Raw genomic sequence first — 26953 nt, forward strand, 5'->3', positions numbered from 1 at the left:
CCGGTCCCGCGGATGAACCAGGCCCGCGGCACCGACCGGATCCCGGCTCCGCTGCTCGCCCTCACCGCGATGGTGTCCGTCCAGCTCGGGGCCGCGATCGCGAAGACCCACTTCGACGACGTCGGCGCGGTCGGGGCCGCGACGCTCCGGCTCGTCATCGGCGCGGTGGTGCTCGCGCTGGTCGTCCGTCCTCGCATCGGGCACTGGACCCGCGCGCAGTGGCTCGGCGCGGTCGGCCTCGGGCTGGCGCTCGGCGGGATGAACGTCTTCATCTACCTGTCGTTCGCGAGCATCCCGATCGGCGTCGCGGTGACGATCGAGTTCCTCGGCCCGCTCGCCCTGTCCCTCGTGCACACCCGGCGGTGGCGGGACGCGCTCTGGGCCGCCCTGGCGCTCGCCGGCGTCGTGCTGCTCGGGGTCGGCCCGAGCGCCGTGACCGAGGTCGGCGGCGTGGTCTGGGCCGTGCTCGCGGCGGCGTGCTGGGCGGGCTACATCGTGATGAACCGGCACGTCGGCGCCGCGATCCCGGGTGTCGACGGCCTGGTGGTGTCGATGGTGGTCGCGATGCTCGTGTCGCTGCCGTTCGGGCTCCCGTCCGCGATCGACGGCGTGGTCCGCGAACCCGTGCTCCTGCTCGTCTTCGGCGCCGTCGCCGTGCTGTCGAGCGTGCTGCCCTACGCCCTCGAGATGCTGGCGTTGCGGCGGATGCCGACGCGGGTGTTCGGCGTGCTGCAGAGTCTCGGCCCGGCGATCGCCGCGCTGGCCGGCCTCGTGGTGCTCAGCGAGGGGCTGTCCCTGCTGGAGACGGTGGCGCTGGTGTGCGTCACCGCTGCCAGCGTCGGCGTCACGCTGTCCGCGCGCCGCCGACGCCGCTGAACGACCGTCTACTCGTCGCCGAGGAAGTCGGCGTACGTGGGTTCCGTGCGCTCACCCGACAGCAGGGCCGGATCGTTGACCCGGGCCTCGACGTAGGCGCTGATGACCTCGGGCGGGGTGAGCACGTGGGCGACCCAGGACGGCACCGCTGTGTTCTTCATGGTGCCTCCTCGTCCCGGAGCGGCACTCGAACGAATGCCTCGATCAGTGAGTTACTTGCCGAACCGGTGTTCGACAAACCATCCTCGGGGTGCGAGTAGAAGTCAACGCGCTGCGTTCTGCGGACTCCGCATCGCGCGTTCCGCCTGGTCGGCACGCAGGGTGCGGTGCTTCACGGCCGACCGCCACACCCAGGCGTCCGCCTGCTGTCCGAACTGCGCCCACTCGACCATGACGGCATCACGGGTCCAGCTCTTCGCGAAGGCCTTCACCCGGACGTGGAAGGTCGGGAACTGGATCCACGCCCAGACCGGCACGGGCGTGACGGCGTGGCAGACGTCGGGCCCGCGGGCGTCCTCGGACAGCGAGTAGGCGCGCGGACGTTCGACCTCCGGGTGTTCCGGGGGCTGCCACCGGTTCTCGCGACGCCGTCCCACGACGGTATTCGAACGTGTGTTCGAACGGGAGTCAAGTCCGCCGCGCGCCGTGGACCTCGGCCGGACACCTGCTGGGCGTGTCGGATGGTGTCGACGGCGGGTCAGGACCCCGCGCGTGCCGTCGACTCCCGGACGCTGAGGGTCAGTGGTGGCCCGGGGCGTGACGGCAACGGGGCATCGGCGTCGATCTGCGCGCGCAGGAGCGTCGCCGCGCGCTGTCCGAGCTCCACGGTGTCGCGGGTCAGCGAGGTGATGGACGGCCGGACGAGCTGGATCATCGCCGAGTCGTCGAAGGACACGATCGAGACGTCGGTCGGCACCGCGACGCCCATCTCGCTCGCGACCCCGAGCCCGGCGACCGCCAGGACGTCGTTGTCGTACACGATCGCCGTCGGTCGGCTGCTGCGGGACAGCAGGGTCCGGGTCGCACTCGCGCCGGCCTCGGCCGAGTAGTCGGTCGGGATCGACACGGCGTCCGTGAGCCCCTCGGCCGCCGCGAAGGCCCGGACCCGGCCGATCCGCATGGCGGTGTGCTCGAACTCGGGGCGCCCGGCGACGTGCGCAATCCGCCGGTGCCCGAGCGCGTGCAGGTACCGCAGGACCGTGTCGGTCGCGTCGCCGTCGTCGATCCACACGCTCGGTGCGGAGCCCTCGGGTGAGGGATGGGAGCCGACGACGACCGCGGGCATGCCGAGTTCGGCGAGCAGGGTGAGCCGGTCGTCGTCGCGCCGCGGGTCGATGAGGACGACGCCGTCGACCCGGTGCCCACGCCACCACGCCCGGTAGGTCTCGAGTTCCTCGGCCGCGTCGCGCGCCACGAGCAGGTTCATCCCGACGTGGGTGCCGGCGAGCCCGAGCTGGATGCCGGAGATCAGGTCGCCGAAGAACGACTCGGTGCCGAGTGTGCGGGCCGGCCGGTTCAGCACGAAGCCGATCGAGCCGGCCTTTGCGCCGCCCAGGGCGCGTGCCGCGGTGTGCGGTTGCCAGTCGAGTTCGCGGGCGATCGCGCGGACGCGTTCGCGGGTCTCGTCGGACACGCCGGGGCGGTCGTTGAGGGCGAACGAGACCGCGCTGACGGACACGCCGGCACGCGCGGCGATGTCGGAGATCGTCGTTCGACGGTTCGTGGCCACGGGCTTGACTATAGCGTTTTAGTCGTTCATAGTCACTGCCACAAGCGGGTTCAGGGACAGGAACTGAACCGGTTCAGCACGATGACCACGCAGGATGACGAGGGAGTCAGACGCCATGAGGACCACCACACGTGCGACGAGGAGCCGCGCCGCAGCGCTGCTCGCAGGAGCTGCCGCCACGGCACTCGTCCTGACGGGCTGCTCGAGCGGCGGCAACGCGGCCGACACCGGCAGCGGGGAGATCAGCGGGTCGATCACGCTGCAGACGTGGGCGCTCACGCCGACGTACACGGGCTACCTGAACGGGGTGATCGCCGACTTCGAGAAGGCCCACCCCGACGCGAAGGTCAAGCTGCAGGACCAGCCAGGCGACGGCTACGCCGACAAGGTGCTCAGCCAGGCGTCGTCGAACTCGCTGCCCGACGTCATCAACCTGCCGCCGGACATCGCCCTGCCGCTCGCGAAGCGTGGGTTCCTGCAGGACGTCGCGAAGGACGACACGAAGCTCGCGAGCACGTACGTCGCCGGCGCGCTCGATTCCTACAAGTACAAGGGCGTCGACGGAACGTTCGGCTACCCCTGGTACCTCAACACCGACGTCGACTACTGGAACGCGACGATGTTCGCGAAGTGCGGCCTCGACGCGAAGAACCCGCCGAAGACCACCGACGAGCTGTTCACGCAGGCGAAGACCATGCACGAGAACTGCCCGACCGACTACCTGATGAGCCGGAAGCCCGGTCTCGGCGACTTCACCCTGGCCGGCGTGAAGGTCCTCAACGCGGACGGCACGAAGTTCACCTTCGCCGACTCGTCGAAGGCCGCCGACCTGATCGAGCGCTACAAGGACGCATACCAGGACGGCTACATGCCCTCGAACGTGCTGAACAGCGACTACCTCGGCAACTCCACCCTGTTCACGCAGCAGAAGGTCGCCTGGACCACGGGCGGCGCCACCTCGCTCGCCGACTTCGAGAAGAACAACCCGTCGCTCAAGGGCAAGGTCACCGTCAGCCCGGCCCTCGACACCCCGCCGCTCTACGTGCAGGGCCTGTCGGTGTCCGCCAAGTCGAAGCACCTCGCCACCGCCGAGGCGTTCGCGAAGTTCATGACGAACGCGGAGAACCAAGAGGCGTTCGCGCACAAGGTCAACATCTTCCCGTCGACCACGTCGTCGCAGTCCGACCCGTACTTCTCGAAGGACGACGGCACCGTCAACGGCGAGGCCCGTGTCCTGGCGAACGAGGCCCTGAAGACCGCGAAGGTCCTCAACCCGGTCGAGGCGAACTCCGCGATGACGGACTTCCTCGACCAGCAGATCGCCCTCGCCATGAAGGGCCAGGTCGCGCCGGAGAAGGCGCTGCAGACGGCCCAGACCAAGATGAACAGCCTGCTGGCCAACGGCTGATGCGCGCCAACCGCTGGTTCACGCCCTGGCTGCTCGTCCTGCCGGCCCTCGTCTGGCTCGTCGCGTTCAGCCTCTGGCCGTCGATCAACACCGTCCGGCTGTCGTTCACGAACGCCAGCCCGCTGGGGGGCGTGAGCCAGTGGGTCGGGCTCAAGAACTTCGAGACCCTGCTCGCCGATCCGCAGGTGTGGGAGGCGCTGCTCAACAGCGTCATCTACATGGCGATCTGCCTGCCCCTGCTGACCGTGCTGCCGCTGCTCATCGCGGTGCTCGTCCAGCAGAAGCTGCCGGGGATCGCGTTCTTCCGCACGGCGTTCTACACGCCGGTCATCGCGTCGGCCGTGGTCGTCGGGCTCATCTGGACCTGGATCCTCGACGACCGCGGCGTCATCAACGAGATGGCGCAGGCGCTCGGCGTCGTGCAGGGCAGCGTCCCGTTCCTGACCGACCGGTGGCTGCTGCTCCTCAGCGCGATCAGCCTGACGGTCTGGAAGGGCCTCGGCTACTACATGATCATCTTCCTCGCGGCTCTCGGGAACGTCGGCAAGGACCTGCACGAAGCGGCCGCCCTCGACGGCGCCGGGTCGGTGCGCCGGTTCTGGTCGGTCACCATGCCGGGGGTCCGCGGCACCATGACGCTCGTCGGGATCCTGGTGTGCGTCTCCGCGCTCCGGGTGTTCAGCGAGCTCTACATCCTCACCAACGGCACCGGTGGACCCGGCGGGCAGGACAACTCGCTCGTCATGCTCATCCAGCAGTACGCCCGCGGCTTCACCGGCAACCTCGGCTACGCGTCCGCCCTGAGCCTCCTGCTCTTCGTCGTGACGCTGATCCCGATGCTCGCCCTCGCGCGGATGAACAGCAAGGCGGACAAGTGACGAACACGACGACCACCGAACCCGCCCTGGGCGGGGCGCGCGGTGCAGCCAGCCCGACGCCGGACGTGACGGGCGCGACGGACGCGGGACGGGCCTCCCGGCCGAACGGACGAGACGGACGCAAGCGCCGCCGCGCGGTCTGGGGTGTCATGTCCACCCGCGAGAAGGTCGTGCGCTACGTCCTGCTCATCGTGGTGCTCTTCATCACGATCGGCCCGTTCCTGTGGCAGCTGTCCACCTCGCTCAAGGGCGCCGGCGAGGACATCTACACCGCGAACCCGTCGTTCATCCCGACCGAGCCGACCATCGAGAACTACCTCAAGGTGGCCGCCGCGATCCCGGTCTGGCGCTACATCGGCAACTCGCTGCTCGTCGCCGCGATCGACGTGTTCGGCAACATCGTCTTCGCGACGCTCGCCGGCTTCGCCCTCGCGCGGCTGCAGTGGCGGCACCGCAAGCTCGTGCTCGGACTGTTCCTCGCCACCCTCGTCCTGCCCGGCGAGGCGACGATCATCTCGCAGTTCGTCACCGTCAAGGACCTCGGCCTCGCCGACAACCTGGTCGGCGTCGCCCTACCCGGCATGATCGCCGCACTCAACGTGCTGCTCATGTTCAACGCGTTCCGGCAGATCCCCGAGGAGATCGACCAGGCCGCGGTGATGGACGGTGCGAACGCGATGCAGCGGCTGCGGTACATCTCGTTGCCCGCCGTGCAGGGGACGATCGCCGTCATCGCGATCTTCTCGTTCATCGGGGCGTGGGACGACTTCCTGTGGCCACTCATCGTGCTGCAGTCGCCGGAGAACCTCACCCTGACCGTCGGGTTGCAGTACCTGCAGGGCACGTTCGCGACCGACCAGCGCATGATCGCCGCCGGCACCATGATCGCGTTCATCCCGATCGCCGTGATCTTCGCCGTCCTGCAGCGCTTCTTCTTCAAGGGCGTCGAAGAGGGCGGTGTGAAGGGCTGATGCGCTTCGGGGTCAACTACACGCCCTCGGTCGGCTGGTTCCACTCGTGGCTCGACTTCTCACCGTCGGACACCGCCAGGGACCTCGAGGCGATCGCCTCGCTCGGCGCCGACCACGTGCGGATCTTCCCGCTCTGGCCGGTGGTGCATCCGAACCGCACCCTCATCCGGGCGTCGGCACTGCAGGACGTCGCGACGGTCGTGGACATCGCCGGCTCGTTCGGACTCGACGTCAACGTCGACGCCCTGCAGGGGCACCTGTCGAGCTTCGACTTCGTGCCGTCGTGGCTGGACAGCTGGCACCGTCGGAACATGTTCACCGACCCGGACGTCGTCGCGTCGACCGCGGCGTACGTCCGGGCGCTCGCCGCAGCGGTCGCGGACAAGCCGAACCTGCTCGGCATCACCATCGGCAACGAGGTGAACCAGTTCGCGCACGCGCCGCACCCCGCCCCGCACGACATCACGGCGGAGCAGGGGCACGCGTGGGCGGCGGCGATGGTCGCGGCGGCACGGTCCGGGCTCGCGTCCGGTCCGTCCGGTTCGGCAGGTTCGGCAGGTTCGTCCGGCCTGGAGGCCCGGGTCGACTCGTCCGCGTCGGCTCCGTCCGGCAGTGGGTCGCGTCCACGGCCGCTGGTCACCGTCGCGCAGTACGACGCGGCCTGGTACGACGACGCGCAGCCGTTCGGACCGGAGCACGCGGCGGACCACGGTGACGCCACCGTCACGCACTCGTGGGTGTTCAACGGCTCGGCGGCCCTGCACGGCGCACTCGGACCGGGATCGGTGCGGCATGGGGAGTACCTGCTCCAGCTCGCCGCCGCGTGGAACCGCGACCCCGCACGGCCGAACTGGCTGCAGGAAGTCGGGGCGCCCACCAACGTCGTCGCCCCGGAGGACGCCGCCTCGTTCACCGAGCAGACCATCCGGCACGTGCTCGGGGCGCAGCAGGTGCTCGGTGTCACGTGGTGGTGCTCGCACGACGTCGCCAGGTCGCTCGCCGACTTCCCGGAGCTCGAGTACGACCTCGGGCTCTTCACCAACGACGGCCGGATCAAGCCCGCGGGAGAGGCCTTCGCGGCCGTCGCACGGTCCGGCGCCACCGACACCGCTGCTGCGCCGCCGGCCACGGCGCTCGTGCTCGACGACGTGCTGCCCGACGGCTCGGACCGACACGGGATGCGTGCCGACTGCGCCCCCGGCGGACGGTTCGCCGCCGCCTGGCTCGCGGTCGCGTCGGCCGAACCGGACGGTCGCGGCCCGCAGGTCGTCCTGCGGTCCCGGCTCGGCGACACCGGGATGCTCGCCGCCCGTGGCATCGACCGGTGCGTCGACGTGCCCGCCGAGCTCGACTCCACCTCCATCCGCGTCGCGCACCCCGCGACCACGCGCTGACCCTCGACCACGCACTGACCCGCGCCCGACCCTGGAAGGCCCCATGCACGACGACATCCCCCTCACCACCGGACGGGTCCGCCGGGTCCTCGACGAGCGCATCACGCCGGCGGTGCACGCCACCGCGACGCCGCTCGAGACCGCCTGGCACGAGCTGCCGGGGGAGCCGATCCCGCCGGCGCAGGGACTCGCGCTCGAGTTCACGCCGTACGAGGTCGGCACACCCTGGGGTGCGGCCTGGGGGACGACCTGGTTCCGGCTGACCGGGACGGTGCCGAGCGAGTGGGCCGGACGCCGGGTGGAAGCCGTCGTCGACCTCGGCTTCGACAAGAACATGCCGGGGTTCCAGTGCGAGGGCCTCGTGTACCTGGCCGACGGCACGCCGGTGAAGTCGATCAACCCGCGCAACCAGTGGGTGCTGCTGACGGAACGGGCCGAGGGCGGCGAGACGATCGAGCTCTTCGTCGAGGCGGCGTCGAACCCGGTCCTGCTCGACTACCACCCCTTCCTCGTCACGCACGAGGGCGACGTCCAGACCTCGTCGTCGAAGCGGCTCTACACCTCGCGCCGGATGGACCTCGCCGTGTTCGAGTCCGAGGTGCACGAACTCGCGCTCGACATCGACGTCCTGCTCGAACTGCAGGCCGAGCTGCCCGAGGGGCCACGACGGATGCGGATCCTGCAGGCCCTCGACGACGCCCTCGACGCGCTCGACCTGCAGCACATCCCGGAGACCGCCGGGGACGCCCGTGCGGCGCTCGCCGAGGTGCTCGCCGCTCCCGCCGAGGCCTCCGCGCACACGATCTCGGCCGTCGGGCACGCCCACATCGACTCCGCGTGGCTCTGGCCGGTCCGCGAGACGATCCGCAAGGTCGCCCGCACCACCTCGACGATGACCGAGCTCATCGACCAGACCGACGACTTCCTGTACGGCATGTCGAGCGCGCAGCAGTACGCCTGGATCAAGGAACACCGCCCCGAGGTCTACGCCCGGGTGCAGGCCGCCGTCGAGGCCGGTCGGTTCCTGCCGATCGGCGGCATGTGGGTCGAGTCCGACACCGTGATGCCGACCGGTGAGAGCATCGTCCGCCAGTTCTCGCAGGGGCAGCGGTTCTTCGAGCGCGAGTTCGGCATCCGGCCCAAGGGCGTCTGGCTGCCGGACAGCTTCGGGTACTCGCCGGCACTGCCGCAGCTCATGCGCCGCGCGGGGTTCGAGTGGTTCTTCACGCAGAAGATCTCGTGGAACCAGGTCAACAAGTTCCCGCACCACACGTTCCTGTGGGAGGGCATCGACGGCTCACGGGTGTTCTCGCACTTCCCGTCGATGGACACCTACAACTCGCGCCTGTCCGGCAGCGAGGTCGCCAAGGCCTCCCGCCAGTTCCGTGAGAACCGGCTCGCCACCGGGTCGATCGCCCCGGTCGGCTGGGGCGACGGCGGTGGTGGTACCACCCGCGAGATGACCGGCACGGCTTCACGTCTCGCCGACCTCGAGGGCAGCGCGAAGGTCCGGTGGGAGCACCCGGACACGTTCTTCGACCGCGCGAAGGCCGAACTGCCGGACCCGCCGGTGTGGGTGGGGGAGCTGTACCTCGAACTGCACCGCGCCACCCTGACCAGCCAGCACGGCACCAAGCAGGGCAACCGCCGGTGCGAACAGCTCCTCATCGAGGCCGAGCTCTGGGCCGCGACCGCCGCCGCACACAGCGACTTCGCCTACCCGTACGACGAGCTCGACGCCCTGTGGCAGCAGGTGCTGCTCCAGCAGTTCCACGACATCCTGCCGGGCACCTCGATCGCCTGGGTGCACCGCGAGGCCGAGGTGAAGTACGCGGAGACGGCCGCGGCGCTGACCGCGATCATCGACCACGCGCTCTCGGCGCTCGCCGGTGCCGGAGACGCGGCCGTCGTCGTGAACCCGGCCCCGTTCCTCCAGGCCGGCGCACCCGCGCAGGGCGCCGTCCTGGCGACCGACGTGGCGGAACCGGCCGCTGTCACGCTGACGGGGCAGGACGGCGGGTACGTGTTGGCGAACGAGCTGGTGCGCGTGACCGTCACCGACCAGGGACTCGTCACGAGCGCCGTCGACCTGGCCAGCGGGCGCGAGGCGATCGCCGCCGGGCAGGCCGCGAACCTGCTGCAGCTGCACCAGGACTTCCCGAACATGTGGGACGCGTGGGACGTCGACCGGTACTACCGGAACCGGGTCGAGGACCTGGTGGACGTCTCGTCGCTCGAGGCCTCGGTCGACGACGCCGGTGTCGCCCGGGTCGTCGTGTCGCGGTCCTTCGGCGACTCGACCGTGCGGCAGGAGATCGTCCTCGCACCGGACTCCCGCACGCTCGAGTTCGACCAGACGACCGACTGGCACGAGACCGAGAAGTTCCTCAAGGTCGCGTTCCCGCTCGACGTCCGCGCTGAGCACACCGTCGCCGAGACGCAGTTCGGGGCGCAGAAGCGGGTGACGCACACGAACACCTCGTGGGAGGCCGCGAAGTTCGAGACCTCGATGCACCGCTACGTGCTCGTGTCCGAGCCGGGCTTCGGCGTCGCGCTCGTGAACGACTCGATCCACGGGTTCGACACCACCCGCGACGCCGTTGACGGGCACGTCACCACCACCGTGCGGCTGTCCCTGCTGCGGGCACCGCGGTTCCCAGACCCCGAGACCGACCAGGGCGTGCAGACGCACCGGTACGGCATCGTCATCGGGACCGACCAGCTCGGGGCCACGGCGGCAGGCATCCGGATGAACGCCGGCGCGCGGACCGTCATCGGGGCGCACGGGTTCGCGCCGCTCGTGCGGGTGTCCGGCGGGGTCGTGCTGTCGAGCGTCAAGCTCGCCGACGACCGCTCCGGCGACCTGGTCGTTCGGGTGTACGAGCCGGTGGGGCGCCGGGGGACCGGGGGAATCGCGGTCGACGGGCCGTTCGGACCGGCTGTCGAGGTCACCCTGCTCGAAGAGCCGTTGACCGACGCGGATGCGTCGTCGTTCGCCGTCGACGCGTACGAGGTGCGGACCTTCCGGTACCCGCGCGTCTGAGACCCCGGTCGGCGACCGCCGGCCGGTTCACCACTCGAAGGGGAGTGTCATGAAGAAGTCCATGAAGTTCGGGATCGTGGCGGCCATCGCCGCGATGGTGGCGGCACCGCTCGTGCCGTCCGCCGCGACGGCAGCACCGACCGCTGCAGCCGCCGCCGGCACTGCCGCCGCTACGAAGTCCGGGCCGACGAGCATCGCGTACGTCGAGGTCAACAACGACCAGCTCGCCAACGTCGGCCGCTACACGCTGTCCGGTGGGGCGAACGCCTTCGACGTCGCGATCATCTTCGCGGCGAACATCAACTGGAACGGCTCCAAGGCGGTCCTGGTCAACAACGACAAGGTGCAGGCGACCCTCGACAACGCCGCCACGCAGATCAAGCCGCTGCAGGCGAAGGGCATCAAGGTGTCGCTGTCGGTCCTCGGCAACCACCAGGGTGCGGGCATCGCCAACTTCCCGACCCAGGCGGCCGCGTCGGACTTCGCGTCCCAGATCGCCGCCACCGTGTCGAAGTACGGACTCGACGGCGTCGACCTCGACGACGAGTACTCCGACTACGGCGCGAACGGCACCCCGCAGCCGAACCAGCAGTCCATCGGCTGGCTCATCACCGCGCTGCGTGCCCAGATGCCCGGCAAGCTCATCTCGTTCTACGACATCGGCCCGGCCTCGTCCTCGCTGTCGTCGTCGAGCAGCACCGTCGGCTCGAAGCTCGACTACGCCTGGAACCCCTACTACGGCACGTACTCGGCGCCGTCGATCCCGGGGCTCGGCAAGGACCGGTTGTCCGCTGCCGCGGTCGACATCCAGAACACCTCGCAGTCGACGGCGGTGTCGCTCGCGCAGCGCTCGAAGGCGGACGGGTACGGCGTCTTCATGACGTACAACCTGCCGGGAGGTGACAAGTCCGCCTACGTCTCCGCCCTGACGCAGAAGCTCTACGGTCAGGCCGCGACGTACCGCTGACGCGTTCGCGCTGACGGCAGCTCGCGCCCCGTGCTCCCCGGTTCCGGCCTGGAAACACGGGGCGCGTCCGTCGTCCACGTCCCGCTGGCTCCGAGGAGGCACCAGTTCCTCCTCGCGCTTGACGGTTCCGGTTCGCAGATCCCGGTGATCGTGAACCGGAACCGTCACGGACCGAGATCGGAACCCGGTCCGGCGCGCTCGACGACGCGGCCGTACGATCGCGACATGGAGCTCGAGTTCCGCGGTGAGGTGATCGAGTGGCGCGGCCCGTCACCGTTCTTCTTCGCCGTCGTGCCGCCGGACGCCGCCGAGGTCATCGCCGACCTCGCGCCGATGCTCACCTACGGCTGGGGTGTGATCCCTGCCCGGGTGACGATCGGCGCCGTGACCTGGACCACCTCGTTGTTCCCGAAGGACGGCGGGTACCTCGTGCCGTTGCGTGCGGCGGAGCGCAAGCGTGCCCGGGTGGAACTCGGCGACGCCCCGCAGATCACGCTCGAACTCGGCAGTCCCTGACGACGCACGGTGCGCGCGTGTTCGCCCCGTGCGACGTTGATCGCTCGGTGCGCCGGAACAACCTCGCACTGAGCAAGCAACCGTGCACGGGCCGGAGAACACTGCACCGTGCGGCGACCGTAGACAGAGGGAGGAACGAGAGAGGGGATGACGGGAATCGAACCCGCGTGGCCAGTTTGGAAGACTGGGGCTCTACCATTGAGCTACATCCCCGCGCTGCGCACGTGTCGCAGCCCGACCATCGTAGCGGACGAACGAGTACCGACATGCCACCCCGTGTGATGCTCCCGCCGACCGACGCCGATGCGCGGCGGATCAAGCGGTCGCGGGTGGTCTCGTACGCGCTGGTGGTCCTCGCCGCGATCGTGTTCTCGATGCGCCCGGAGCTGTTCGGCGATCCGCAGTCGCAGCCCGCGCACGCCCTGCTGCACCTGTGGCGGATCGTCGTCGGCATCGTGCTCGCTGTCGCGGCGCTCGGGGTCCAGGTGGTGGTCGGCGTGCGGTGGCGCAACGGCCTGCGACGCGCCGCAGCGGACGAGTGACGTCCCTCCCGGGAACCGCGCACCGGGGGACCGCTAGACTCATCGGCGTCGCATGCGCCCTTCGGCGCGCGCGGACACCCTGGCCCAGTCAAACGGGGCGTAGCTCAGCTTGGTAGAGCGCCCGCTTTGGGAGCGGGAGGTCGCAGGTTCAACTCCTGTCGCCCCGACCAGGTCCTCGAGAACCATCGACCACACGAACGTCAACCAACAGGAGAACATCCCGTGGCCACCAGCACCGTCGACAAGGTGAGCGACACCCGCGTCAAGCTCACCGTGAACGTGACGCCGGAAGATCTCAAGCCGAGCATCGACCACGCGTACAAGCACATCGCCGAGCAGATCAACATCCCCGGCTTCCGTAAGGGCAAGGTCCCGCCGGCGATCGTCGACCAGCGCGTCGGCCGTGGCGAGGTCCTGAACCACGCCGTCGGTGACGCCATCGACAACTTCTACCGCCAGGCGGTCGAAGAGCAGGAGCTGCGCATCCTCGGCCGTGCCGAGGCCGACGTCGCCGAGCTGCCGAACCTCGCCGACTTCGCGGGCGACCTCGTCCTCACCTTCGAGGTCGACGTCCGTCCCGAGTTCGACCTGCCGGACTACTCCGCGTACGAGCTCACCGTCGACGCCGTCGAGGTGTCGGACGACGAGATCGAAGAGGAGCTGCAGAACCTGCGCACCCGCTTCGGCACGCTCGTGACCGTCGACCGTCCGGCGAAGACCGGCGACTTCGCGCAGATCGACCTGACCGCCAGCATCGGCGACGACGAGGTCGACTCGGCCACCGGCGTCTCCTACGAGATCGGCTCCGGCGACCTGCTCGAGGGCATCGACGAGGCGCTCGAGTCCCTGACCGCCGGCGAGTCGACGAACTTCGAGTCGAAGCTCGTCGGTGGCGACCGCGAGGGCGAGACCGCCCAGATCGCCGTCACCGTCACCGCCGTCAAGGAGCGCGAGCTCCCCGAGGCCGACGACGAGTTCGCCCAGATCGCCAGCCAGTTCGACACGATCGACGAGCTCAAGGCGGACCTGAAGGAGCAGATCGCGAAGTCCAAGACCTTCGGTCAGGGTGCCGCGGCTCGCGACAAGCTCGTCGAGAAGCTCATCGAGGACGTCAACATCCCGATCTCGGAGCAGCTCATCGAGGACGAGGTGCACCGTCACCTCGAGCAGGAGAACCGCCTCGAGGACGACGAGCACCGCAAGGAGGTCTCCGAGTCCAGCGAGAAGGCCTTCCGCTCGCAGATCCTCCTCGACTCCATCGCCGAGAAGGAGGAGATCCAGGTCTCCCAGGAGGAACTGACCCAGTACCTCATCCAGGCTGCTGCGCAGTACGGCATGGAGCCGGCCGAGTTCATCAAGGTCATCGACCAGAACGGCCAGATCCCGGGCATGGTCGGCGAGGTCGCCCGCTCGAAGGCGGTCGCGACCGTCCTGTCGAAGGTGACCGTCAAGGACACCAACGGCGACGCAGTCGACCTGTCCGCCTTCACGGCGGGCGTCGCGCAGGCCCCTGCTGAGGACGCCGAGTAACGAACTCGACGCCACCAGCGATACAGACGGGAGGCACGGTGCCAGCTGGCACCGTGCCTCCCGTCTCGTGTTTTCCGCACCACCGCATTGCTGTCGGCGAACACACGCGAAGTGGTGCGTTGCAACCGATAAGTTCGACAACAAGCGACAACTGAACGGGAGCTTTTCCATGGCCGAAGCAACACTGAACCCCAGTGTTTTTGACCGCCTTCTGAGAGACCGGATCGTGTGGCTCGGCTCCGAGGTCCGCGACGACAACTCGAACGAGATCGCAGCCAAGCTGCTGCTGCTCGCCGCCGAGGACCCTGAGAAGGACATCTACCTCTACATCAACTCGCCCGGTGGCTCGATCACCGCCGGCATGGCGATCTACGACACGATGCAGTTCGTCCCGAACGACATCGTCACCGTGGGCATCGGCCTGGCCGCGTCGATGGGACAGTTCCTGCTGTCCTCCGGCACGCCGGGCAAGCGCTACATCACGCCGAACGCCCGCGTCCTGCTGCACCAGCCGTCCGGCGGGTTCGGCGGCACCGCTGCCGACATCCAGACGCAGGCCAAGGTCATCCTCGACATGAAGCAGCGCATGGCGGAGCTCACGGCCGAGCAGACCGGCAAGTCGATCGAGCAGGTCCTCAAGGACAACGACCGCGACAACTGGTTCAGCGCGCAGGAAGCCCTCGAGTACGGCTTCGTCGACCACCTGCGTGCCTCGTCGGCCGAGGTCGTCGGCGGTGGTGGCACCGTCGGTGACGGCGCGACGCCGACCGCGGCTGCCGACCCCGACGCCCAGTCCTGACTCCCACCGAAGAAAAGGAAACGAGAATGCATCTCCCAATGCTCGGTGGCGCGCAGAACGTCCCGGCTCCCTCCGATCGGTACATCCTGCCGAGCTTCGAGGAGCGCACGGCCTACGGCTACAAGCGCCAGGACCCGTACGCGAAGCTCTTCGAGGACCGCATCGTGTTCCTCGGTGTCCAGGTCGACGACGCGTCAGCTGACGACGTCATGGCCCAGCTGCTCGTGCTCGAGTCGATGGACCCCGACCGCGACATCGTCATGTACATCAACTCGCCCGGTGGCTCGTTCACCGCGATGACGGCGATCTACGACACGATGCAGTACATCCGTCCGCAGATCCAGACGGTCTGCCTCGGTCAGGCTGCCTCGGCCGCGTCGGTGCTCCTCGCCGGTGGCACGCCGGGCAAGCGTCTGGCCCTGCCGAACGCCCGCGTGCTCATCCACCAGCCCGCTGTCCAGCAGGGTGGCGGCCAGGCGTCGGACATCGAGATCCAGGCGGCGGAGATCCTCCGCATGCGCACCTGGCTCGAGGAGACGTTGTCGAAGCACTCCAACAAGACGCCGGCGGAGATCAACCACGACATCGAGCGCGACAAGATCATGTCCGCGCAGGAAGCCGTGGAGTACGGCCTGATCGACCAGGTCCTCACCAGCCGCAAGAACCTGCCGGCGCTCGTCAAGTAGCACCAGCAGGAACGACGAAGGCCCCGCACCGATCGGTGTGGGGCCTTCGTCGTGCGGCGGTGTCAGTCTTCGGTGTCGTCCGTCTCGGGCGCGGGGCGGCGCCGCAGGAGTAGCAGGACCGCGACGACCGCGGCGACGAGGACGACGCCTCCGGCGCCGATCCAGAGCGCGTCGGTCGCGGCCGAGTCGGTGTCACCCGAGGCGGTGCCGGTGGTGGCGGCCTCGGTGGAGTCGTCTCCCGCGGTGGCGCAGGTCGGCGGCGTGGTGGACCCCGAGGCCGCGGAGAAGCCGGACGGGGCCTTCCACGTGAAGGCGTACTCGTCGGAGACGGTGTGGCCGTCGGCGGAGACGATCTGCCACTCGACGGTGTACTTCCCCGAGTCGCCGAGTGCGGCGGGCGTGGTCATCGAGGGGCCGTCGATGTCGACGCAGCCGTCCTCGTAGTACTTCCCGTCCGGACCCACGACCCGGAAGGCGAAGCCCGAACCGGAGTCGCCGATGTCGAGCAGCTTGTCGTTCGTGGTGATCTCGAACGCCTTCGGCAGGCTCGTGAGCGTGCCGTCGACCTCCGGGGTGGACGCGATCAGGTAGTTGTGCGCGCTGGCGGGACCCGCGAGCCCGAGGACCGCACCGCCCGCGATCGCGACGGCCGCGGCGGACCCGGCCACGAGCCTCCAGGCAGAGGACCGCAGCCGAGCCCGACGCGAGCCGCGCTGCGTCACTTGGCGGAGCTCCGACGACGCGTGCCGGCGACGGCGACGACCAGGGCGACGGCGCCGAGCACCAGACCGCCCAGGCCGAGGAAGCGGCCGACCAGGTCGGGGTCCGCGGGGGTCGTCGAGCCGGATGCGGCCTCGGCGGTCGGGGTGGTGGCGACCGGGTCACCGTCGTCGTCCGTGGCCTCGGCCGCGGTCAGCGTGATCGAGGGGGCCGGGTGCTCGGGCTCGGCCTCGCCGGCCTGCTGCTCCTGGTTCCACTCGACCGAGCCCTTCTCGCAGGTCTGGATCGCGGGGAACTCGACGAGGTCACCGGCCTTGCCGTCCGGCAGCGAGAAGGAGAGGGCGAAGGTGTCGCGCTCGTCGGCGGGGAGCGGGGTCTTCGCGGTGTAGGTGATGCTCGTGACACGTTCGGCGGCGTCCTCGGCGTGCTCACCGTCGGCCGCGGCGGAGGGGCTCGTGTACGGCTCGGTCGCCTTCGTGATCTTCCAGTTCGGGTTCACGGTGGGGGTGACCTCGATGACGGACTCCGGCACCTGGAACTCGATCTTCGTGGTGGGGGAGCCGTCGCAGCCGTGCGGGACCGAGAAGGTCGCCGTGGTGTACGAGTTCGCGGCGGTCGAGGTGGCCGTCGCGGACACGTGCGCGCTGGCTGCGCCGGCCGTGCCGAGGACGATGACGGCCACGGCGCCGAGGGTGACGGCGCCGCCGGCGGCGAGACGCTTCTGCATGGGGATCCTTCGATGGTCGGGACGGTGTTTCTACAACTTGTAGAGAAGACTGGATCACGGTAGCAGGCCCGAACGCCCTGGGCGAACGCGCGCGCGAAATCCCGCGGCGCCGCACGGTCGGTGTCACCGGTTGCGGTTAGGCTCGTGTCCACGACGAGGTGCCCACCAGCAGCGGTGCACCAGCGGCCGGTGCGAGTGCGCGGGCCGGCACGTCCAACCAGGGAGGCACGGCAATGGCACGCATCGGAGAGAGCGGGGACCTCCTCAAGTGCTCCTTCTGCGGCAAGAGCCAGAAGCAGGTCCAGCAGTTGATCGCCGGTCCGGGTGTCTACATCTGCGACGAGTGCGTCGAGCTGTGCAACGAGATCATCGAGGAGCGTCTGGCAGAAGCCGGCGAGGACACCTCGAGCGGTGACTTCGAACTGCCGAAGCCGCGCGAGATCTTCGACTTCCTGCAGGAGTACGTCATCGGGCAGGACCCGGCGAAGCGCGCCCTCGCCGTGGCCGTCTACAACCACTACAAGCGCATCCGTGCGCAGGGGCAGATCACCGCTGCCGAAGACCGCGACGACATCGAGATCGCGAAGTCGAACATCCTGCTCATCGGCCCGACCGGCTGCGGCAAGACCTACCTGGCGCAGACCCTGGCGAAGCGCCTCAACGTGCCGTTCGCCGTCGCCGACGCCACCGCCCTGACCGAGGCCGGCTACGTCGGTGAAGACGTCGAGAACATCCTGCTCAAGCTGATCCAGGCCGCCGACTACGACGTCAAGCGTGCCGAGACTGGCATCATCTACATCGACGAGGTCGACAAGATCGCCCGCAAGGCCGAGAACCCGTCGATCACGCGTGACGTCTCGGGCGAAGGCGTGCAGCAGGCACTGCTCAAGATCCTCGAGGGCACCGTCGCGTCGGTCCCGCCGCAGGGTGGTCGCAAGCACCCGCACCAGGAGTTCATCCAGATCGACACGACGAACGTCCTGTTCATCGTGGCCGGTGCGTTCGCCGGGCTCGAGGACATCGTGTCCTCGCGCGTCGGCAAGCGGGGGATCGGCTTCGGGGCGCCGCTGCACAGTGCGACCGACCACCAGGACCTCTACTCCGAGGTCCTGCCGGAAGACCTGCACAAGTTCGGCCTGATCCCCGAGTTCATCGGTCGTCTGCCCGTCGTCACCACGGTGTCGCAGCTCGACCAGGCAGCCCTCATGCAGATCCTGACCGAGCCGAAGAACGCGCTGATCAAGCAGTACCAGCGGATGTTCCAGATCGACGGCGTCGAGCTCGAGTTCGACCAGGGTGCGCTCGAGGCGATCGCCGACCTGGCCGTGCTGCGCCAGACCGGTGCCCGTGGCCTCCGCGCCATCCTCGAAGAGGTCCTCGGCCCAGTGATGTTCGACGTCCCGTCCGACGACGACGTCGCCCGCGTGGTGATCACCCGCGAGTCCGTGCTCGAGAACGCGGCGCCGACCATCGTGCCCCGGCCGCGGGCGAAGCGCGTCGAGAAGTCGGCGTAGCGTTCCGCTCGCCACGAAGCCCCGCACCGGATCGGTGCGGGGCTTCGTCGTGGTGGGGCGGTCGGCACGGCCCGCGGGTCGACGTCTGGTTCTTCCCATGACGGCTGCGATGGAAAGTGAGATCGGGCGTACCTGGTCGGAAGTTCCGACCAGGTACGCCCGATTCGACGCGGTACGCCCGGAAGCGCCCGGTCCCGCAGCGCCCTACTCGAGCCCGCGGCGACGCAGCAGCGGCCCGACCTCGGCGTCGCGCCCGCGGAAGTCGCGGTACGCCTCGAGCGGGTCCTTCGCGCCGCCGACACCCAGCAGCCGTGATGCGAACCGACGGCCGGCCTCCCGGGAGAGCCCGCCGTTGTCGCGGAACCACTCGACCGTGTCGGCGTCGAGCACCTCGGACCAGATGTAGCCGTAGTACCCGGCGTCGTACCCGCCCGAGAACGTGTGCGCGAAGTACGTCGACGAGTACCGCGGGGGCACGGCCTCGACCGCGATGCCGGCGGCCTCCAACGCCGATCGCTCGAAGTCCTCGACGGACGTCACCGCGGCGGCCTCTGCTGCGGAGAGCCGGTGCCACGCCTGGTCGAGGAGCGCCGCGGCCAGGTATTCGGTCGTGCCGAAGCCCTCGTTGAAGCCCTCGGACTCGCTCAGGCCCAGGACGAGCTCGGGCGGCAGCGTTGCGCCGGTCTCGTGGTGCTTCGCGTAGTTCGCCAGGACCGACGGCCACGACACCCACATCTCGTTCACCTGGCTCGGGAACTCGACGAAGTCGCGCTCGACGTTCGTGCCGGAGAACCGGGGGTACGTGGTGCGGGCGATGAGGCCGTGCAGCGCGTGGCCGAACTCGTGGAAGAGCGTCTCGACCTCGTCCTGGATGAGCAGCGTCGGCGACCCGGGGGCCGGCTTCGCGACGTTGAGGTTGTTCACCACGACGGGCAGCGTCCCGAGCAGCTCGGACTGCTCGACCACGGGGTTCATCCACGCGCCGCCGCGCTTGCCGTCGCGCGTGTACAGGTCGAGCAGGTAGAGCCCGACCGGTTCGTCGTCGTCGCCGGTGACCTCGAAGACACGGACCTCGTCGTTGTAGCCGTGCAGGTCCGGGCGCTCGGTGAACGTGAGGCCGTAGAGGGCACCCGCGGCGTGGAAGACACCGTCGTGCAGGACGCGGTCGGCCTCGAAGTACGGTCGGAGCGCCGAGCTGTCCGCGGCGAACTGCTCCCCGCGCAGGATCTCGGTGGCGTACGCCCAGTCCCACGACTCGATGTCGAACCCGACCGTGCGGGACCGGACGGCCCGCTCGTCGTCGGCGTTCCGCGCCGCAGCGCCGACGAGCGACGACAGTAGCCCGTCGACGGCCTCGGGGGTCTTCGCCGTCTCGTCGGCAGTGACGACCGCGGCGTGGTTCGGGAACCCGAGCAGTTCGGCGCGCTCGGCACGGAGCCGCACGATGCGCAGCAGGACCTCGCGGTTGTCGTACTGGTTGCCGCGGCGGCCGCGGGCGAGGGAGGCGCGCATGATGCGCTCGCGCAGGTCGCGGTTCGCGAGCGACGGCAGCCACGGGTGGCCGGTGTAGAGCGGCAGGGTGATGAGCCAGCCCTCGAGGCCGCGGTCCGCTGCGGACCCGGCAGCGGCGGACTTCGCACCGTCGTCGAGTCCCTCGAGCTCGGCTTCGTCGGTCACGTGCACGGCGGAGTCGTTGGTGTCCTCGAGCAGGTTGCGCTCGAAGGTGGTCGTGAGCGTCGACAGCTCCTGGTTGATGGCGGTCAGGCGCTCCTTGCCGGCGTCGTCGAGCCCGGCGCCCGCCAGGGTCATCTCGGCGTGGGTGCGCTCGACCAGGCGGAGCGCTTCGCCCTCGAGCCCGGCGGCTACGGCGCCGTCGAGCACGGACTGCACGCTCGCGTAGAGCCGGGAGTCCAGCGTGATCGCGTCGCGGTGGGCGGCGAGCAACGGCGAGACCTCGGCCTCGAGGTCGTGCAGCTCCGGCGTCGAGTCCGCCGACGACAGCGTGAAGAACACGTGGCTGACCCGGGTCAGCAGCTGCCCGGAACGCTCGAGGGCGATGAGGGTGTTCTCGACCGTCGGCGCATGCGGATCGGTGGCGATGGCCTCGACCTCGGCGCGCTGCTCGGCCATGCCGGCCTCGAAGGCCGGTCGGTAGTGCTCGAGTCGCACGTCGCCGAAGGGCGGCAGGGCGTAGGGGAGGGTGCTCGGGACGTCGAACGGGGTTGCCATGGCAACCACCCTACGGACGTCGCGCCGCGACGGGGCGGACGGGAGGCCCGTGGCGGCCTGGCCCCGCGCCTCCCCCCACCGGCACGGCCGTCGCGCCGCTGGCGCGTCGCACCGGAACCGGCGGCGTGGGCCCAGTCCGCCCTGTGGGTGCGTTCCTTCCCATCGCGACCGGACTGGAAAGCGGAATCGGGCGTACCTGGTCGGAAGAACCGACCAGGTACGCCCGGAACGACCAGGTACGCCCGAAACGGCCAGGTCAGCGGGACGGCCCCGTCGCGGCGTCGATCAGCGTCGACGCAGCACGGCGGGCGTGCGCTGCAGGTTCCGTGGTGCCGGCGATGGCAGCAGTGGTCTGCGCGCCCTCGGCGAGCAGGGCGAGCTGTGCGGCGAGTTCCTCGGCACGGTCCGGATCGGTGACGACCTCGGCGGTGAGCTCCTGCACGAACCGTTGGAACGAGTCCTTGTGGTCGCGGGCGATCTCGGCGACCGCGGGCGAGGTCGCACCGAGCTCCCCGAAGGCGTTGATGAACCCGCAGCCGCGGAACGTGTCGTCGCCGAACCACGACTCGAGGAAGTCGTACACGGCGAGCAGCTTGTCGCGCGGGGTCGTGGCCGCCTCGACCGCGCCGTGCACGCCGCGCTCCCACAGGTCGTGCCGCCCGGACAGGACGGCCGCGATGAGCTGCTCCTTGCCGGGGAACGCCGCGTAGAGCTTCTTCAGCGAGACGCCTGCGCCCGTGCGGATCTCGTCCATGCCGACGGACTGGATGCCGCGCGCGTAGAACAGCTGGTCGGCGACGTCCACGATGTGTGCGCGGACGTCGGCGTCGACCGTGCTGATGGTGCTGGTTGCCATGACGTACCCCGTTCGCTGCGTGTTCACCGTTCCCGAGTTGCGCCGGGAACGATCGTTCTCTAGTGTAAGGCACATCGACAGAGAACGAACGTTCTCCGTGAGGCTCAGGGAAGGAAACGATCATGGGTGCCATCACCGTCGGAACCGAGAACAGCGTCGACATCGAACTCCACTACGAGGACAAGGGAACCGGTCAGCCGATCGTGCTGATCCACGGCTTCCCCCTCGACGGCAACTCGTGGGAGGGCCAGACCCCGGCCCTGCTCGAGGCCGGCTACCGCGTGATCACGTACGACCGCCGCGGCTTCGGGCAGTCCTCGCAGCCGAGCACCGGCTACGACTACGACACCTTCGCCGACGACCTGCACACCGTCCTCGAGACCCTCGACCTGCGCGAGGTGATCCTGGTCGGCTTCTCGATGGGCACCGGTGAGATCGCCCGCTACATCGGCCGCCACGGACAGGACCGGATCGCCAAGGTCGCGTTCCTCGCCTCGCTCGAGCCCTTCCTGGCCATCACCGACGACAACCCCGACGGCGCCGGCCCGATGTCGTTCTTCGAGGGCATCGCCGCCGACGTCAAGAAGGACCGGTACGCGTACTTCACGAACTTCTACCAGGACTTCTTCAACCTGTCGGAGAACCTCGGCTCGCGCATCTCGGAAGAGGCCGTCCGCAACGCCTGGAACATCGCCGCCGGCTCGGGCGCGATCGCGTCCGCCGCAGCACCGCTGACCTGGCCGACCGACTTCCGTCAGGACATCCCGAAGGTCACCGTCCCGGCGCTCATCGTGCACGGCACGGCGGACAACATCCTGCCGATCGACGCCACCGGTCGCCGCTTCACCAAGGCCCTGCCGGCCGCGAAGTACGTCGAGATCGAGGGTGCCCCGCACGGCCTGCTCACCACGCACACCGCCGAGGTGAACGAGGTCCTGCTCACCTGGCTCGCCGAGTAGCCGCTCGCATCGTGAGCAGAAATGGTCGGGTTCCCACCGGGGACCCGACCATTTCTGCTCACCAAGCAACCTCGCCCCGCGCTAGTCCTCTTCCGCGGCGTCGTCGGGGTTCGTGACCTGGGCGTGCCCGGCATCGTCGAGGTGGATCGAGGTGCCGTCGTCGAGCTCGACGATCGGCTTGCCCTCGAGGAACGTCAGGGTCCAGCCCCAGGTCCCCGTGTCGACCGACTCGGCCGCCAGTTCGTCCTCGACCCCGCGCACGGCGACGACCATCGCCTCGGGCAGTCGCGCAGGCGGCTCCCCACCCACGCTCCATCGTGTGCCCAACTGCATCCGTGCCTCCTGTCCGGTGGTGGACCGGCCGGATCGCCGAGGCGACCCGGCCGGACGACCGACGTTACGCCTGCTGTTCCGCCAGCTCGATCTCGGTGACGGCGAGTTCGTCGCCGTCGACGAACGACAGGTTCTCGATGCGGCCGACGGCCGCCAGGTCGACCGCCGCGCGCTCGATGAGCGCCCGCGTCTCGGTCGGCGCCGCGACGACGGCACGCGTGACGGGCGTCTTCTGGGACGCCTTCGCCGACGTCTTCGCGCCGCGGATCCCGATGAGCGCCTGTCCGACGGCCGCGAGCAGCCCGGTTGGGGCCGCGTCGGTGGGCAGGTCGGCAGCGGTCGGCCATGAGGCCCGGTGCACGCTGGTCTCGTGGGTCCAGGCCCACACCTCTTCCGTCGCGTACGGGAGGAACGGTGCCAGCAGTCGGAGCAGCACGTCGATCGCGCCGCGCAGCGCCAGGACCGCGCTCGCCTGGGTCTCGTGCGTCGCGTCGGCCGCCGTGCCGTAGGCACGTTCCTTCACGAGCTCGAGGTAGTCGTCGCAGAAGGTCCAGAAGAACCGCTCCGTGATCTCGAGCGCGCGGGCGTGGTCGAAGCCGTCGAACGCGGCGGTGGCCTGCTCGACGACCGCACCGAGCTCGGCGAGCATGTCGACGTCGAGCGCCTCGGTCACGCTCGTGGCACCCTCGGGCAGCGGGAAGCCGTAGACGAACTTGGCGGCGTTCAGGACCTTGATCGCCAGACGACGTCCGACCTTGATCTGCTTCGGGTTCTGCGGGTCGAACGCCGCATCGGTGCCGAGCTTGGACGAGGCCGCCCAGTAGCGGACCGCGTCGGCGCCGTGCTGCTCGAGGATCGACAGGGGCGTGACGACGTTGCCCTTCGACTTCGACATCTTCTTGCGGTCGGGGTCGACGATGAAGCCGGAGATGCTCGCGTGCTTCCACGGCACGGTGTCCGCTTCGAGCTGGCTGCGGAGCACCGTCGTGAAGAGCCACGTGCGGATGATGTCCTGTGCCTGCGGGCGGACGTCGTACGGGTACACCAGGTCGTACAGCGCCGGGTCGGTCTCCCACTTGCCCGCGAGCTGCGGGGTGAGCGACGAGGTGGCCCAGGTGTCCATGACGTCGAGTTCGCCCTGGAACCCGCCAGCGACGCCGCGCTGGTCCTCGGAGTAGCCGGGTGCCGGGTCGGACGACGGGTCGACGGGCAGCTGCGCCTCGGTCGGGACGATCGGCTGGTCGAACACCGGGTTGCCATCGGCGTCGAGCGGGTACCAGACCGGGATCGGCACGCCGAAGAACCGCTGGCGCGAGATGAGCCAGTCGCCGGACAGGCCACCGACCCAGTTGTCGTAGCGGACGCGCATGAAGTCCGGGTGGAACGCGATCTCCTCGCCGCGGGCGCGGAGCGTCGTCTTCAGGGCTTCGTCGCGGGCACCGTTGACGATGTACCACTGGCGGGTCGAGACGATCTCGAGGGGCTTGTCGCCCTTCTCGAAGAACTTCACCGGGTGGTTGATCGTCTTGACGTCGCCGACGAGCTCGCCGGACTCGGTCAGGGCGTCCACGACGACCTTCTTCGCCGAGAACACGGTCTTGCCGGCCATCTCGGCGTAGAGCGCCTTGCCGGTCGCCGACTCGATCCACGCGGGCTCGTCGGAACGGACACGGCCGTCGAAGCCGAGGATCGCGCGGTTCGGCAGCTGCAGCTCGCGCCACCAGACCACGTCGGTGGTGTCGCCGAAGGTGCAGACCATCGCGATGCCGGCGCCCTTGTCCTTCTGCGCCAGGTGGTGCGCGAGCACCGGGACCTCGACGTCGAACTGGGGCGAGCGGACCGTGGTGCCGAACAGGTCCTGGAACCGCTCGTCGTCGGGGTGCGCGACGAGGGCGACGCACGCCGGCAGCAGCTCGGGACGGGTCGTCTGGATCACGACGTCGTCGCCGCCGTCCGCACGGTGGAACGCGATGCCGTGGTACGCGCCGGGCATCTCCTTGTCCTCGAGCTCGGCCTGCGCGACCGCGGTGCGGAACGTGACGTCCCACAGGGTCGGGGCGTCGGCCTGGTAGGCCTCGCCGCGCGCGAGGTTGCGGAGGAAGGCGCGCTGCGCGCTCGCCCGCGAGGTGTCGTCGATGGTGCGGTACGACTGCGTCCAGTCCACCGACAGGCCGAGGGTGCGGAAGAGCTCCTCGAACTGCTGCTCGTCCTGCACGGTCAGCTGGTCGCACAGCGCGATGAAGTTGCGGCGCGAGATCGGCAGCTGGTCGGCGGCCTTCGACGACTTGCCGTCGCCGCCCTCGAACGGCGGCGTGAAGTCGGGGTCGTAGGGGAGGGTCGGGTCGCAGCGGACGCCGTAGTAGTTCTGCACGCGGCGCTCGGTCGGCAGGCCGTTGTCGTCCCAGCCCATCGGGTAGAAGACGTGCTTGCCCCGCATGCGCTCGAACCGCGCCTTGAGGTCGGTGTGCGTGTACGAGAAGACGTGCCCGATGTGCAGCGACCCGGAGGCGGTCGGCGGCGGGGTGTCGATCGAGTAGACGGCGTCGCGGTGGCCGGCGGCGTCACGGTCGAAGCGGTAGGTGCCGTCCTGCTCCCAGACCGGCCCCCAGACCTGCTCGAGTCCGTCGACGCTGGGCTTCTCGGGCATGGGCTTGGTCATGGCTGCGCCTTCCGTGCGTGTGTGCGGCACCGAGTCCGTGATGAGGTGCCTGAGTGTCCACGCCTGGTGCGTGGTGTCCCAAGGTTACCCGGTGCCGGAGACCCGGAGTCGACCGCGGGAATGCTGGATGGGGAATTCTTTCGGCGGAAATACGCAAATGCCGCACGAATGCAATTGTTTGCATTGATCGGAAATGCTCGTAGGGTGCAATCCGTGAATACCTTCGAGAAAGTCGCGACCGCCTTCGTCGGTGTGGCCGCGCTGCTCCTGCCGATGTCCCCGCCGGTGCCGGCTGCGGCCGCGGCCGCGGCTGCGGCCGCGACCGGTTCGGCTCGGTTCGGGATCGGTTCCGGCATCGACACCACGGCGGACGGCGCGAAGGTGGCCCTCGCGGCGGGGCTCGGCGTGGGGACCGCTCGGGTCGACCTGTGGTGGACGGGCGTCGAGAAGGCCCGGGACGAACTCGTCATGCCCGCGTCGTACCGGAAGTCCGTCGACCGTCTCCGCGCGGCGGGGATCCGACCGCTCATCGTCCTCGACTACGGCAATCCCCACCACGACGGCGGTGGTGGTCCGACCACAGCCGCCGGCATCGCCGCGTTCGCGCGGTACGCGGGGTTCGTCGCCGCGACGTTCGGCCCGGACGTGGCGGGGTACGAGATCTGGAACGAGTGGCCGAACACCGTCGCGCCGGAGGCCCGCAGTGCTGCACGCTACGTCGCACTGACCCGGGCGGCGTCCGCGGCCGTCCACGCCGCGGCGCCGGGCTCCGTGGTGGCGGGTCCCGCCATGAGCCTGCTCGGGGCGGACGGCCTGCACCCGTGGCTCCGGCAGTGGCTCGCCGCAGGTGGTCCGGCGACGGTCGACGCGGTGTCGGTCCACGCGTACACCGGGACACGACCGCCGGAGACGACTCTGGGGCCCGCGATGCGGGAGCTCCGGACGGCCCTCACGGCGCAACACCGCTCCGTCCCGGTCTGGTGGACCGAAGGCGGCTGGCAGGCCGGTCCGCCGGGGCAGGCGGGTACCGTCACCCCCGCAGTGCAGTCCGCCTGGCTGGTGCGCTGGGGAGCGCTCGCCGCGCACCTCGGTGCCACGCTCGTCGTGCCGTTCACCCTGAACGACGCGGCGTCGACACCGACCGGGTACGGCCTGTACGGCTCAGCCAGTGGTGGGTACACGGCGCGGCGGGCTGCCGCGGCCTACGCGGTCCTCGTGCGCACCGTCGGTGATCGCCGGTTCGTGGCGGTCGAACGGGCCGGCACGGGCGGGGTCTGGATCGTCAGGTACGGCTCGGGCGGGGACGTGGTCCGCGTCGTCTGGTCGACGTCGGGAGTCCGCACGACGTCGGTCGGCATGCCGGGCGGCTCCTCGCTGGTCTCGGCGACCGGGGCGACGAGCCGGCTGACCGTGGTCCGCGGTGCGGCGTCGGTGCGGGTCCGGGCAGCCCCGGTGTTCCTCCGCTCCGATCGGTGACGCGTCGGAGCGGCGATTACCACACCGACCTGTCGGACACGCCGGAGACCTGGTAGTCTGTCGGAGTTTGTCCGGCGAGCGCGGGTTCGCAGGAACTGCACCGTTGCCGTCCGCCGGACGCCCGAAGGACGCACCGCACAC

At 69.7% G+C, this 26953-nt stretch carries 24 protein-coding genes and 2 tRNA genes; 16 read left to right on the top strand and 10 right to left on the bottom strand.

Going from position 1 to position 26953, the window contains the following annotated elements; translation table 11 throughout:
• The first annotated feature begins 12 nt into the window (after positions 1–12).
• Positions 13–876, top strand: a complete 864-nt coding sequence (locus EDF31_RS05345; RefSeq protein WP_131845430.1) for an EamA family transporter — start codon at positions 13–15, stop codon at positions 874–876.
• An 8-nt stretch (positions 877–884) separates the two neighbouring features.
• On the opposite strand, the gene EDF31_RS19870 is transcribed toward EDF31_RS05345, so the two are convergent.
• From EDF31_RS19870 to EDF31_RS05355, 3 genes are all read right to left on the bottom strand, one after another.
• Entirely contained in the window at positions 885–1037 is a 153-nt protein-coding gene (locus EDF31_RS19870) for a hypothetical protein (protein ID WP_165901332.1), read from the bottom strand.
• Positions 1038–1139: 102 nt separating this feature from the next.
• Positions 1140–1472: a hypothetical protein gene (locus tag EDF31_RS05350; protein ID WP_123293983.1), complete on the bottom strand. Its 333-nt coding sequence runs from the start codon at positions 1470–1472 to the stop codon at positions 1140–1142.
• A gap of 101 nt (positions 1473–1573) precedes the next feature.
• Positions 1574–2605, bottom strand: a complete 1032-nt coding sequence (locus tag EDF31_RS05355; RefSeq protein ID WP_131845431.1) for a LacI family DNA-binding transcriptional regulator — start codon at positions 2603–2605, stop codon at positions 1574–1576.
• 115 nt (positions 2606–2720) lie between these two features.
• Here EDF31_RS05355 and EDF31_RS05360 point away from each other — a divergent pair, with 115 nt between their 5' ends.
• The 7 genes from EDF31_RS05360 to EDF31_RS05390 all read left to right on the top strand — a co-directional run bounded on the left by EDF31_RS05360 (position 2721) and on the right by EDF31_RS05390 (position 11782).
• The gene (locus tag EDF31_RS05360; protein ID WP_123293981.1) at positions 2721–4013 is read left to right on the top strand and encodes a sugar ABC transporter substrate-binding protein; all 1293 of its coding nucleotides are present in this window, start codon (positions 2721–2723) and stop codon (positions 4011–4013) included.
• Positions 4013–4891, top strand: a complete 879-nt coding sequence (locus EDF31_RS05365) for a sugar ABC transporter permease (RefSeq protein ID WP_111084508.1) — start codon at positions 4013–4015, stop codon at positions 4889–4891. Before EDF31_RS05360 ends, EDF31_RS05365 begins: the two co-directional genes overlap by 1 nt.
• Positions 4888–5862 carry a carbohydrate ABC transporter permease gene (locus tag EDF31_RS05370; RefSeq protein WP_207896044.1) on the top strand — a complete coding sequence of 325 codons (975 nt, stop codon included), beginning with the start codon at positions 4888–4890 and terminating at the stop codon, positions 5860–5862. The genes EDF31_RS05365 and EDF31_RS05370 overlap by 4 nt, the downstream gene beginning before the upstream one ends.
• Complete coding sequence (locus EDF31_RS05375) at positions 5862–7256, top strand: cellulase family glycosylhydrolase (RefSeq protein WP_131845432.1); 1395 nt, start codon at positions 5862–5864, stop codon at positions 7254–7256. The genes EDF31_RS05370 and EDF31_RS05375 overlap by 1 nt, the downstream gene beginning before the upstream one ends.
• Before the next feature lie 43 nt (positions 7257–7299).
• Complete coding sequence (locus tag EDF31_RS05380) at positions 7300–10299, top strand: glycoside hydrolase family 38 C-terminal domain-containing protein (protein ID WP_131845433.1); 3000 nt, start codon at positions 7300–7302, stop codon at positions 10297–10299.
• Between the two features lie 49 nt (positions 10300–10348).
• A complete protein-coding gene (locus tag EDF31_RS05385) occupies positions 10349–11266 on the top strand; it encodes an endo-beta-N-acetylglucosaminidase H (protein ID WP_131845434.1) in 918 nt (305 codons plus the stop codon).
• A gap of 225 nt (positions 11267–11491) precedes the next feature.
• Positions 11492–11782: a DUF1905 domain-containing protein gene (locus EDF31_RS05390; RefSeq protein ID WP_123673347.1), complete on the top strand. Its 291-nt coding sequence runs from the start codon at positions 11492–11494 to the stop codon at positions 11780–11782.
• A 142-nt stretch (positions 11783–11924) separates the two neighbouring features.
• On the opposite strand, the gene EDF31_RS05395 is transcribed toward EDF31_RS05390, so the two are convergent.
• Positions 11925–11995, bottom strand: a tRNA-Gly gene (locus tag EDF31_RS05395).
• 53 nt (positions 11996–12048) lie between these two features.
• Here EDF31_RS05395 and EDF31_RS05400 point away from each other — a divergent pair.
• The 5 genes from EDF31_RS05400 (at position 12049) to EDF31_RS05420 (ending at position 15339) form a co-directional block, all read left to right on the top strand.
• Positions 12049–12324: a hypothetical protein gene (locus tag EDF31_RS05400; protein ID WP_131845435.1), complete on the top strand. Its 276-nt coding sequence runs from the start codon at positions 12049–12051 to the stop codon at positions 12322–12324.
• Positions 12325–12417: 93 nt separating this feature from the next.
• Positions 12418–12494: transfer RNA gene (locus EDF31_RS05405), tRNA-Pro, on the top strand.
• A gap of 52 nt (positions 12495–12546) precedes the next feature.
• Positions 12547–13854: a trigger factor gene (gene tig / locus EDF31_RS05410; protein WP_159572754.1), complete on the top strand. Its 1308-nt coding sequence runs from the start codon at positions 12547–12549 to the stop codon at positions 13852–13854.
• 169 nt (positions 13855–14023) lie between these two features.
• Positions 14024–14653 carry an ATP-dependent Clp protease proteolytic subunit gene (locus EDF31_RS05415; protein ID WP_111084515.1) on the top strand — a complete coding sequence of 210 codons (630 nt, stop codon included), beginning with the start codon at positions 14024–14026 and terminating at the stop codon, positions 14651–14653.
• A gap of 26 nt (positions 14654–14679) precedes the next feature.
• Positions 14680–15339, top strand: a complete 660-nt coding sequence (locus EDF31_RS05420) for an ATP-dependent Clp protease proteolytic subunit (RefSeq protein WP_111075987.1) — start codon at positions 14680–14682, stop codon at positions 15337–15339.
• A 62-nt stretch (positions 15340–15401) separates the two neighbouring features.
• On the opposite strand, the gene EDF31_RS05425 is transcribed toward EDF31_RS05420, so the two are convergent.
• Positions 15402–16007: a copper resistance CopC family protein gene (locus EDF31_RS05425; RefSeq protein ID WP_131845436.1), complete on the bottom strand. Its 606-nt coding sequence runs from the start codon at positions 16005–16007 to the stop codon at positions 15402–15404.
• A gap of 50 nt (positions 16008–16057) precedes the next feature.
• The gene (locus EDF31_RS05430; protein WP_131845437.1) at positions 16058–16786 is read right to left on the bottom strand and encodes a YcnI family protein; all 729 of its coding nucleotides are present in this window, start codon (positions 16784–16786) and stop codon (positions 16058–16060) included.
• Positions 16787–17019: 233 nt separating this feature from the next.
• On the opposite strand from EDF31_RS05430, the gene clpX reads away from it, so the two are divergent.
• Positions 17020–18300: an ATP-dependent Clp protease ATP-binding subunit ClpX gene (clpX, locus tag EDF31_RS05435; RefSeq protein WP_111084519.1), complete on the top strand. Its 1281-nt coding sequence runs from the start codon at positions 17020–17022 to the stop codon at positions 18298–18300.
• A gap of 204 nt (positions 18301–18504) precedes the next feature.
• On the opposite strand, the gene EDF31_RS05440 is transcribed toward clpX, so the two are convergent.
• Together EDF31_RS05440 and EDF31_RS05445 are read right to left on the bottom strand one after the other, a co-directional pair.
• Entirely contained in the window at positions 18505–20529 is a 2025-nt protein-coding gene (locus EDF31_RS05440) for a M3 family metallopeptidase (protein WP_131845438.1), read from the bottom strand.
• A 256-nt stretch (positions 20530–20785) separates the two neighbouring features.
• The gene (locus EDF31_RS05445; protein WP_131845439.1) at positions 20786–21385 is read right to left on the bottom strand and encodes a TetR family transcriptional regulator; all 600 of its coding nucleotides are present in this window, start codon (positions 21383–21385) and stop codon (positions 20786–20788) included.
• A 122-nt stretch (positions 21386–21507) separates the two neighbouring features.
• Between EDF31_RS05445 and EDF31_RS05450 the strand changes: the two genes are divergently transcribed.
• On the top strand, positions 21508–22344 hold the full coding sequence (locus EDF31_RS05450) for an alpha/beta hydrolase (RefSeq protein WP_131845440.1): 837 nt from the start codon (positions 21508–21510) through the stop codon (positions 22342–22344).
• Positions 22345–22425: 81 nt separating this feature from the next.
• Here the strand turns inward: EDF31_RS05450 and EDF31_RS05455 are convergent, their stop codons facing one another.
• Both EDF31_RS05455 and valS read right to left on the bottom strand, forming a co-directional pair.
• A complete protein-coding gene (locus EDF31_RS05455; protein ID WP_123293970.1) occupies positions 22426–22677 on the bottom strand; it encodes a hypothetical protein in 252 nt (83 codons plus the stop codon).
• A 64-nt stretch (positions 22678–22741) separates the two neighbouring features.
• Complete coding sequence (valS, locus tag EDF31_RS05460; protein WP_165901333.1) at positions 22742–25336, bottom strand: valine--tRNA ligase; 2595 nt, start codon at positions 25334–25336, stop codon at positions 22742–22744.
• A 213-nt stretch (positions 25337–25549) separates the two neighbouring features.
• On the opposite strand from valS, the gene EDF31_RS05465 reads away from it, so the two are divergent.
• Complete coding sequence (locus tag EDF31_RS05465) at positions 25550–26812, top strand: glycosyl hydrolase (protein WP_131845441.1); 1263 nt, start codon at positions 25550–25552, stop codon at positions 26810–26812.
• Positions 26813–26953 lie beyond the last annotated feature (141 nt).

Origin of the sequence: Curtobacterium sp. PhB142 (assembly GCF_004341255.1) — a bacterium.
GTDB lineage: Bacteria > Actinomycetota > Actinomycetes > Actinomycetales > Microbacteriaceae > Curtobacterium.

What these genes read in the sequence shown, in the direction of transcription:
- EDF31_RS05400 (WP_131845435.1), top strand. Translation starts at nt 12,049, where the DNA reads ATGCCACCCCGTGTGATGCTCCCGCCGACCGACGCCGATGCGCGGCGG.
- EDF31_RS05455 (WP_123293970.1), bottom strand. Translation starts at nt 22,677, where the DNA reads ATGCAGTTGGGCACACGATGGAGCGTGGGTGGGGAGCCGCCTGCGCGA.
- EDF31_RS05450 (WP_131845440.1), top strand. Translation starts at nt 21,508, where the DNA reads ATGGGTGCCATCACCGTCGGAACCGAGAACAGCGTCGACATCGAACTC.
- EDF31_RS05380 (WP_131845433.1), top strand. Translation starts at nt 7,300, where the DNA reads ATGCACGACGACATCCCCCTCACCACCGGACGGGTCCGCCGGGTCCTC.
- EDF31_RS05430 (WP_131845437.1), bottom strand. Translation starts at nt 16,786, where the DNA reads ATGCAGAAGCGTCTCGCCGCCGGCGGCGCCGTCACCCTCGGCGCCGTG.
- clpX (WP_111084519.1), top strand. Translation starts at nt 17,020, where the DNA reads ATGGCACGCATCGGAGAGAGCGGGGACCTCCTCAAGTGCTCCTTCTGC.
- EDF31_RS05445 (WP_131845439.1), bottom strand. Translation starts at nt 21,385, where the DNA reads ATGGCAACCAGCACCATCAGCACGGTCGACGCCGACGTCCGCGCACAC.
- EDF31_RS05415 (WP_111084515.1), top strand. Translation starts at nt 14,024, where the DNA reads ATGGCCGAAGCAACACTGAACCCCAGTGTTTTTGACCGCCTTCTGAGA.
- EDF31_RS05385 (WP_131845434.1), top strand. Translation starts at nt 10,349, where the DNA reads ATGAAGAAGTCCATGAAGTTCGGGATCGTGGCGGCCATCGCCGCGATG.
- EDF31_RS05390 (WP_123673347.1), top strand. Translation starts at nt 11,492, where the DNA reads ATGGAGCTCGAGTTCCGCGGTGAGGTGATCGAGTGGCGCGGCCCGTCA.
- EDF31_RS05365 (WP_111084508.1), top strand. Translation starts at nt 4,013, where the DNA reads ATGCGCGCCAACCGCTGGTTCACGCCCTGGCTGCTCGTCCTGCCGGCC.
- EDF31_RS19870 (WP_165901332.1), bottom strand. Translation starts at nt 1,037, where the DNA reads ATGAAGAACACAGCGGTGCCGTCCTGGGTCGCCCACGTGCTCACCCCG.
- valS (WP_165901333.1), bottom strand. Translation starts at nt 25,336, where the DNA reads ATGACCAAGCCCATGCCCGAGAAGCCCAGCGTCGACGGACTCGAGCAG.
- EDF31_RS05375 (WP_131845432.1), top strand. Translation starts at nt 5,862, where the DNA reads ATGCGCTTCGGGGTCAACTACACGCCCTCGGTCGGCTGGTTCCACTCG.
- EDF31_RS05345 (WP_131845430.1), top strand. Translation starts at nt 13, where the DNA reads ATGAACCAGGCCCGCGGCACCGACCGGATCCCGGCTCCGCTGCTCGCC.
- EDF31_RS05420 (WP_111075987.1), top strand. Translation starts at nt 14,680, where the DNA reads ATGCATCTCCCAATGCTCGGTGGCGCGCAGAACGTCCCGGCTCCCTCC.
- EDF31_RS05440 (WP_131845438.1), bottom strand. Translation starts at nt 20,529, where the DNA reads ATGGCAACCCCGTTCGACGTCCCGAGCACCCTCCCCTACGCCCTGCCG.
- EDF31_RS05360 (WP_123293981.1), top strand. Translation starts at nt 2,721, where the DNA reads ATGAGGACCACCACACGTGCGACGAGGAGCCGCGCCGCAGCGCTGCTC.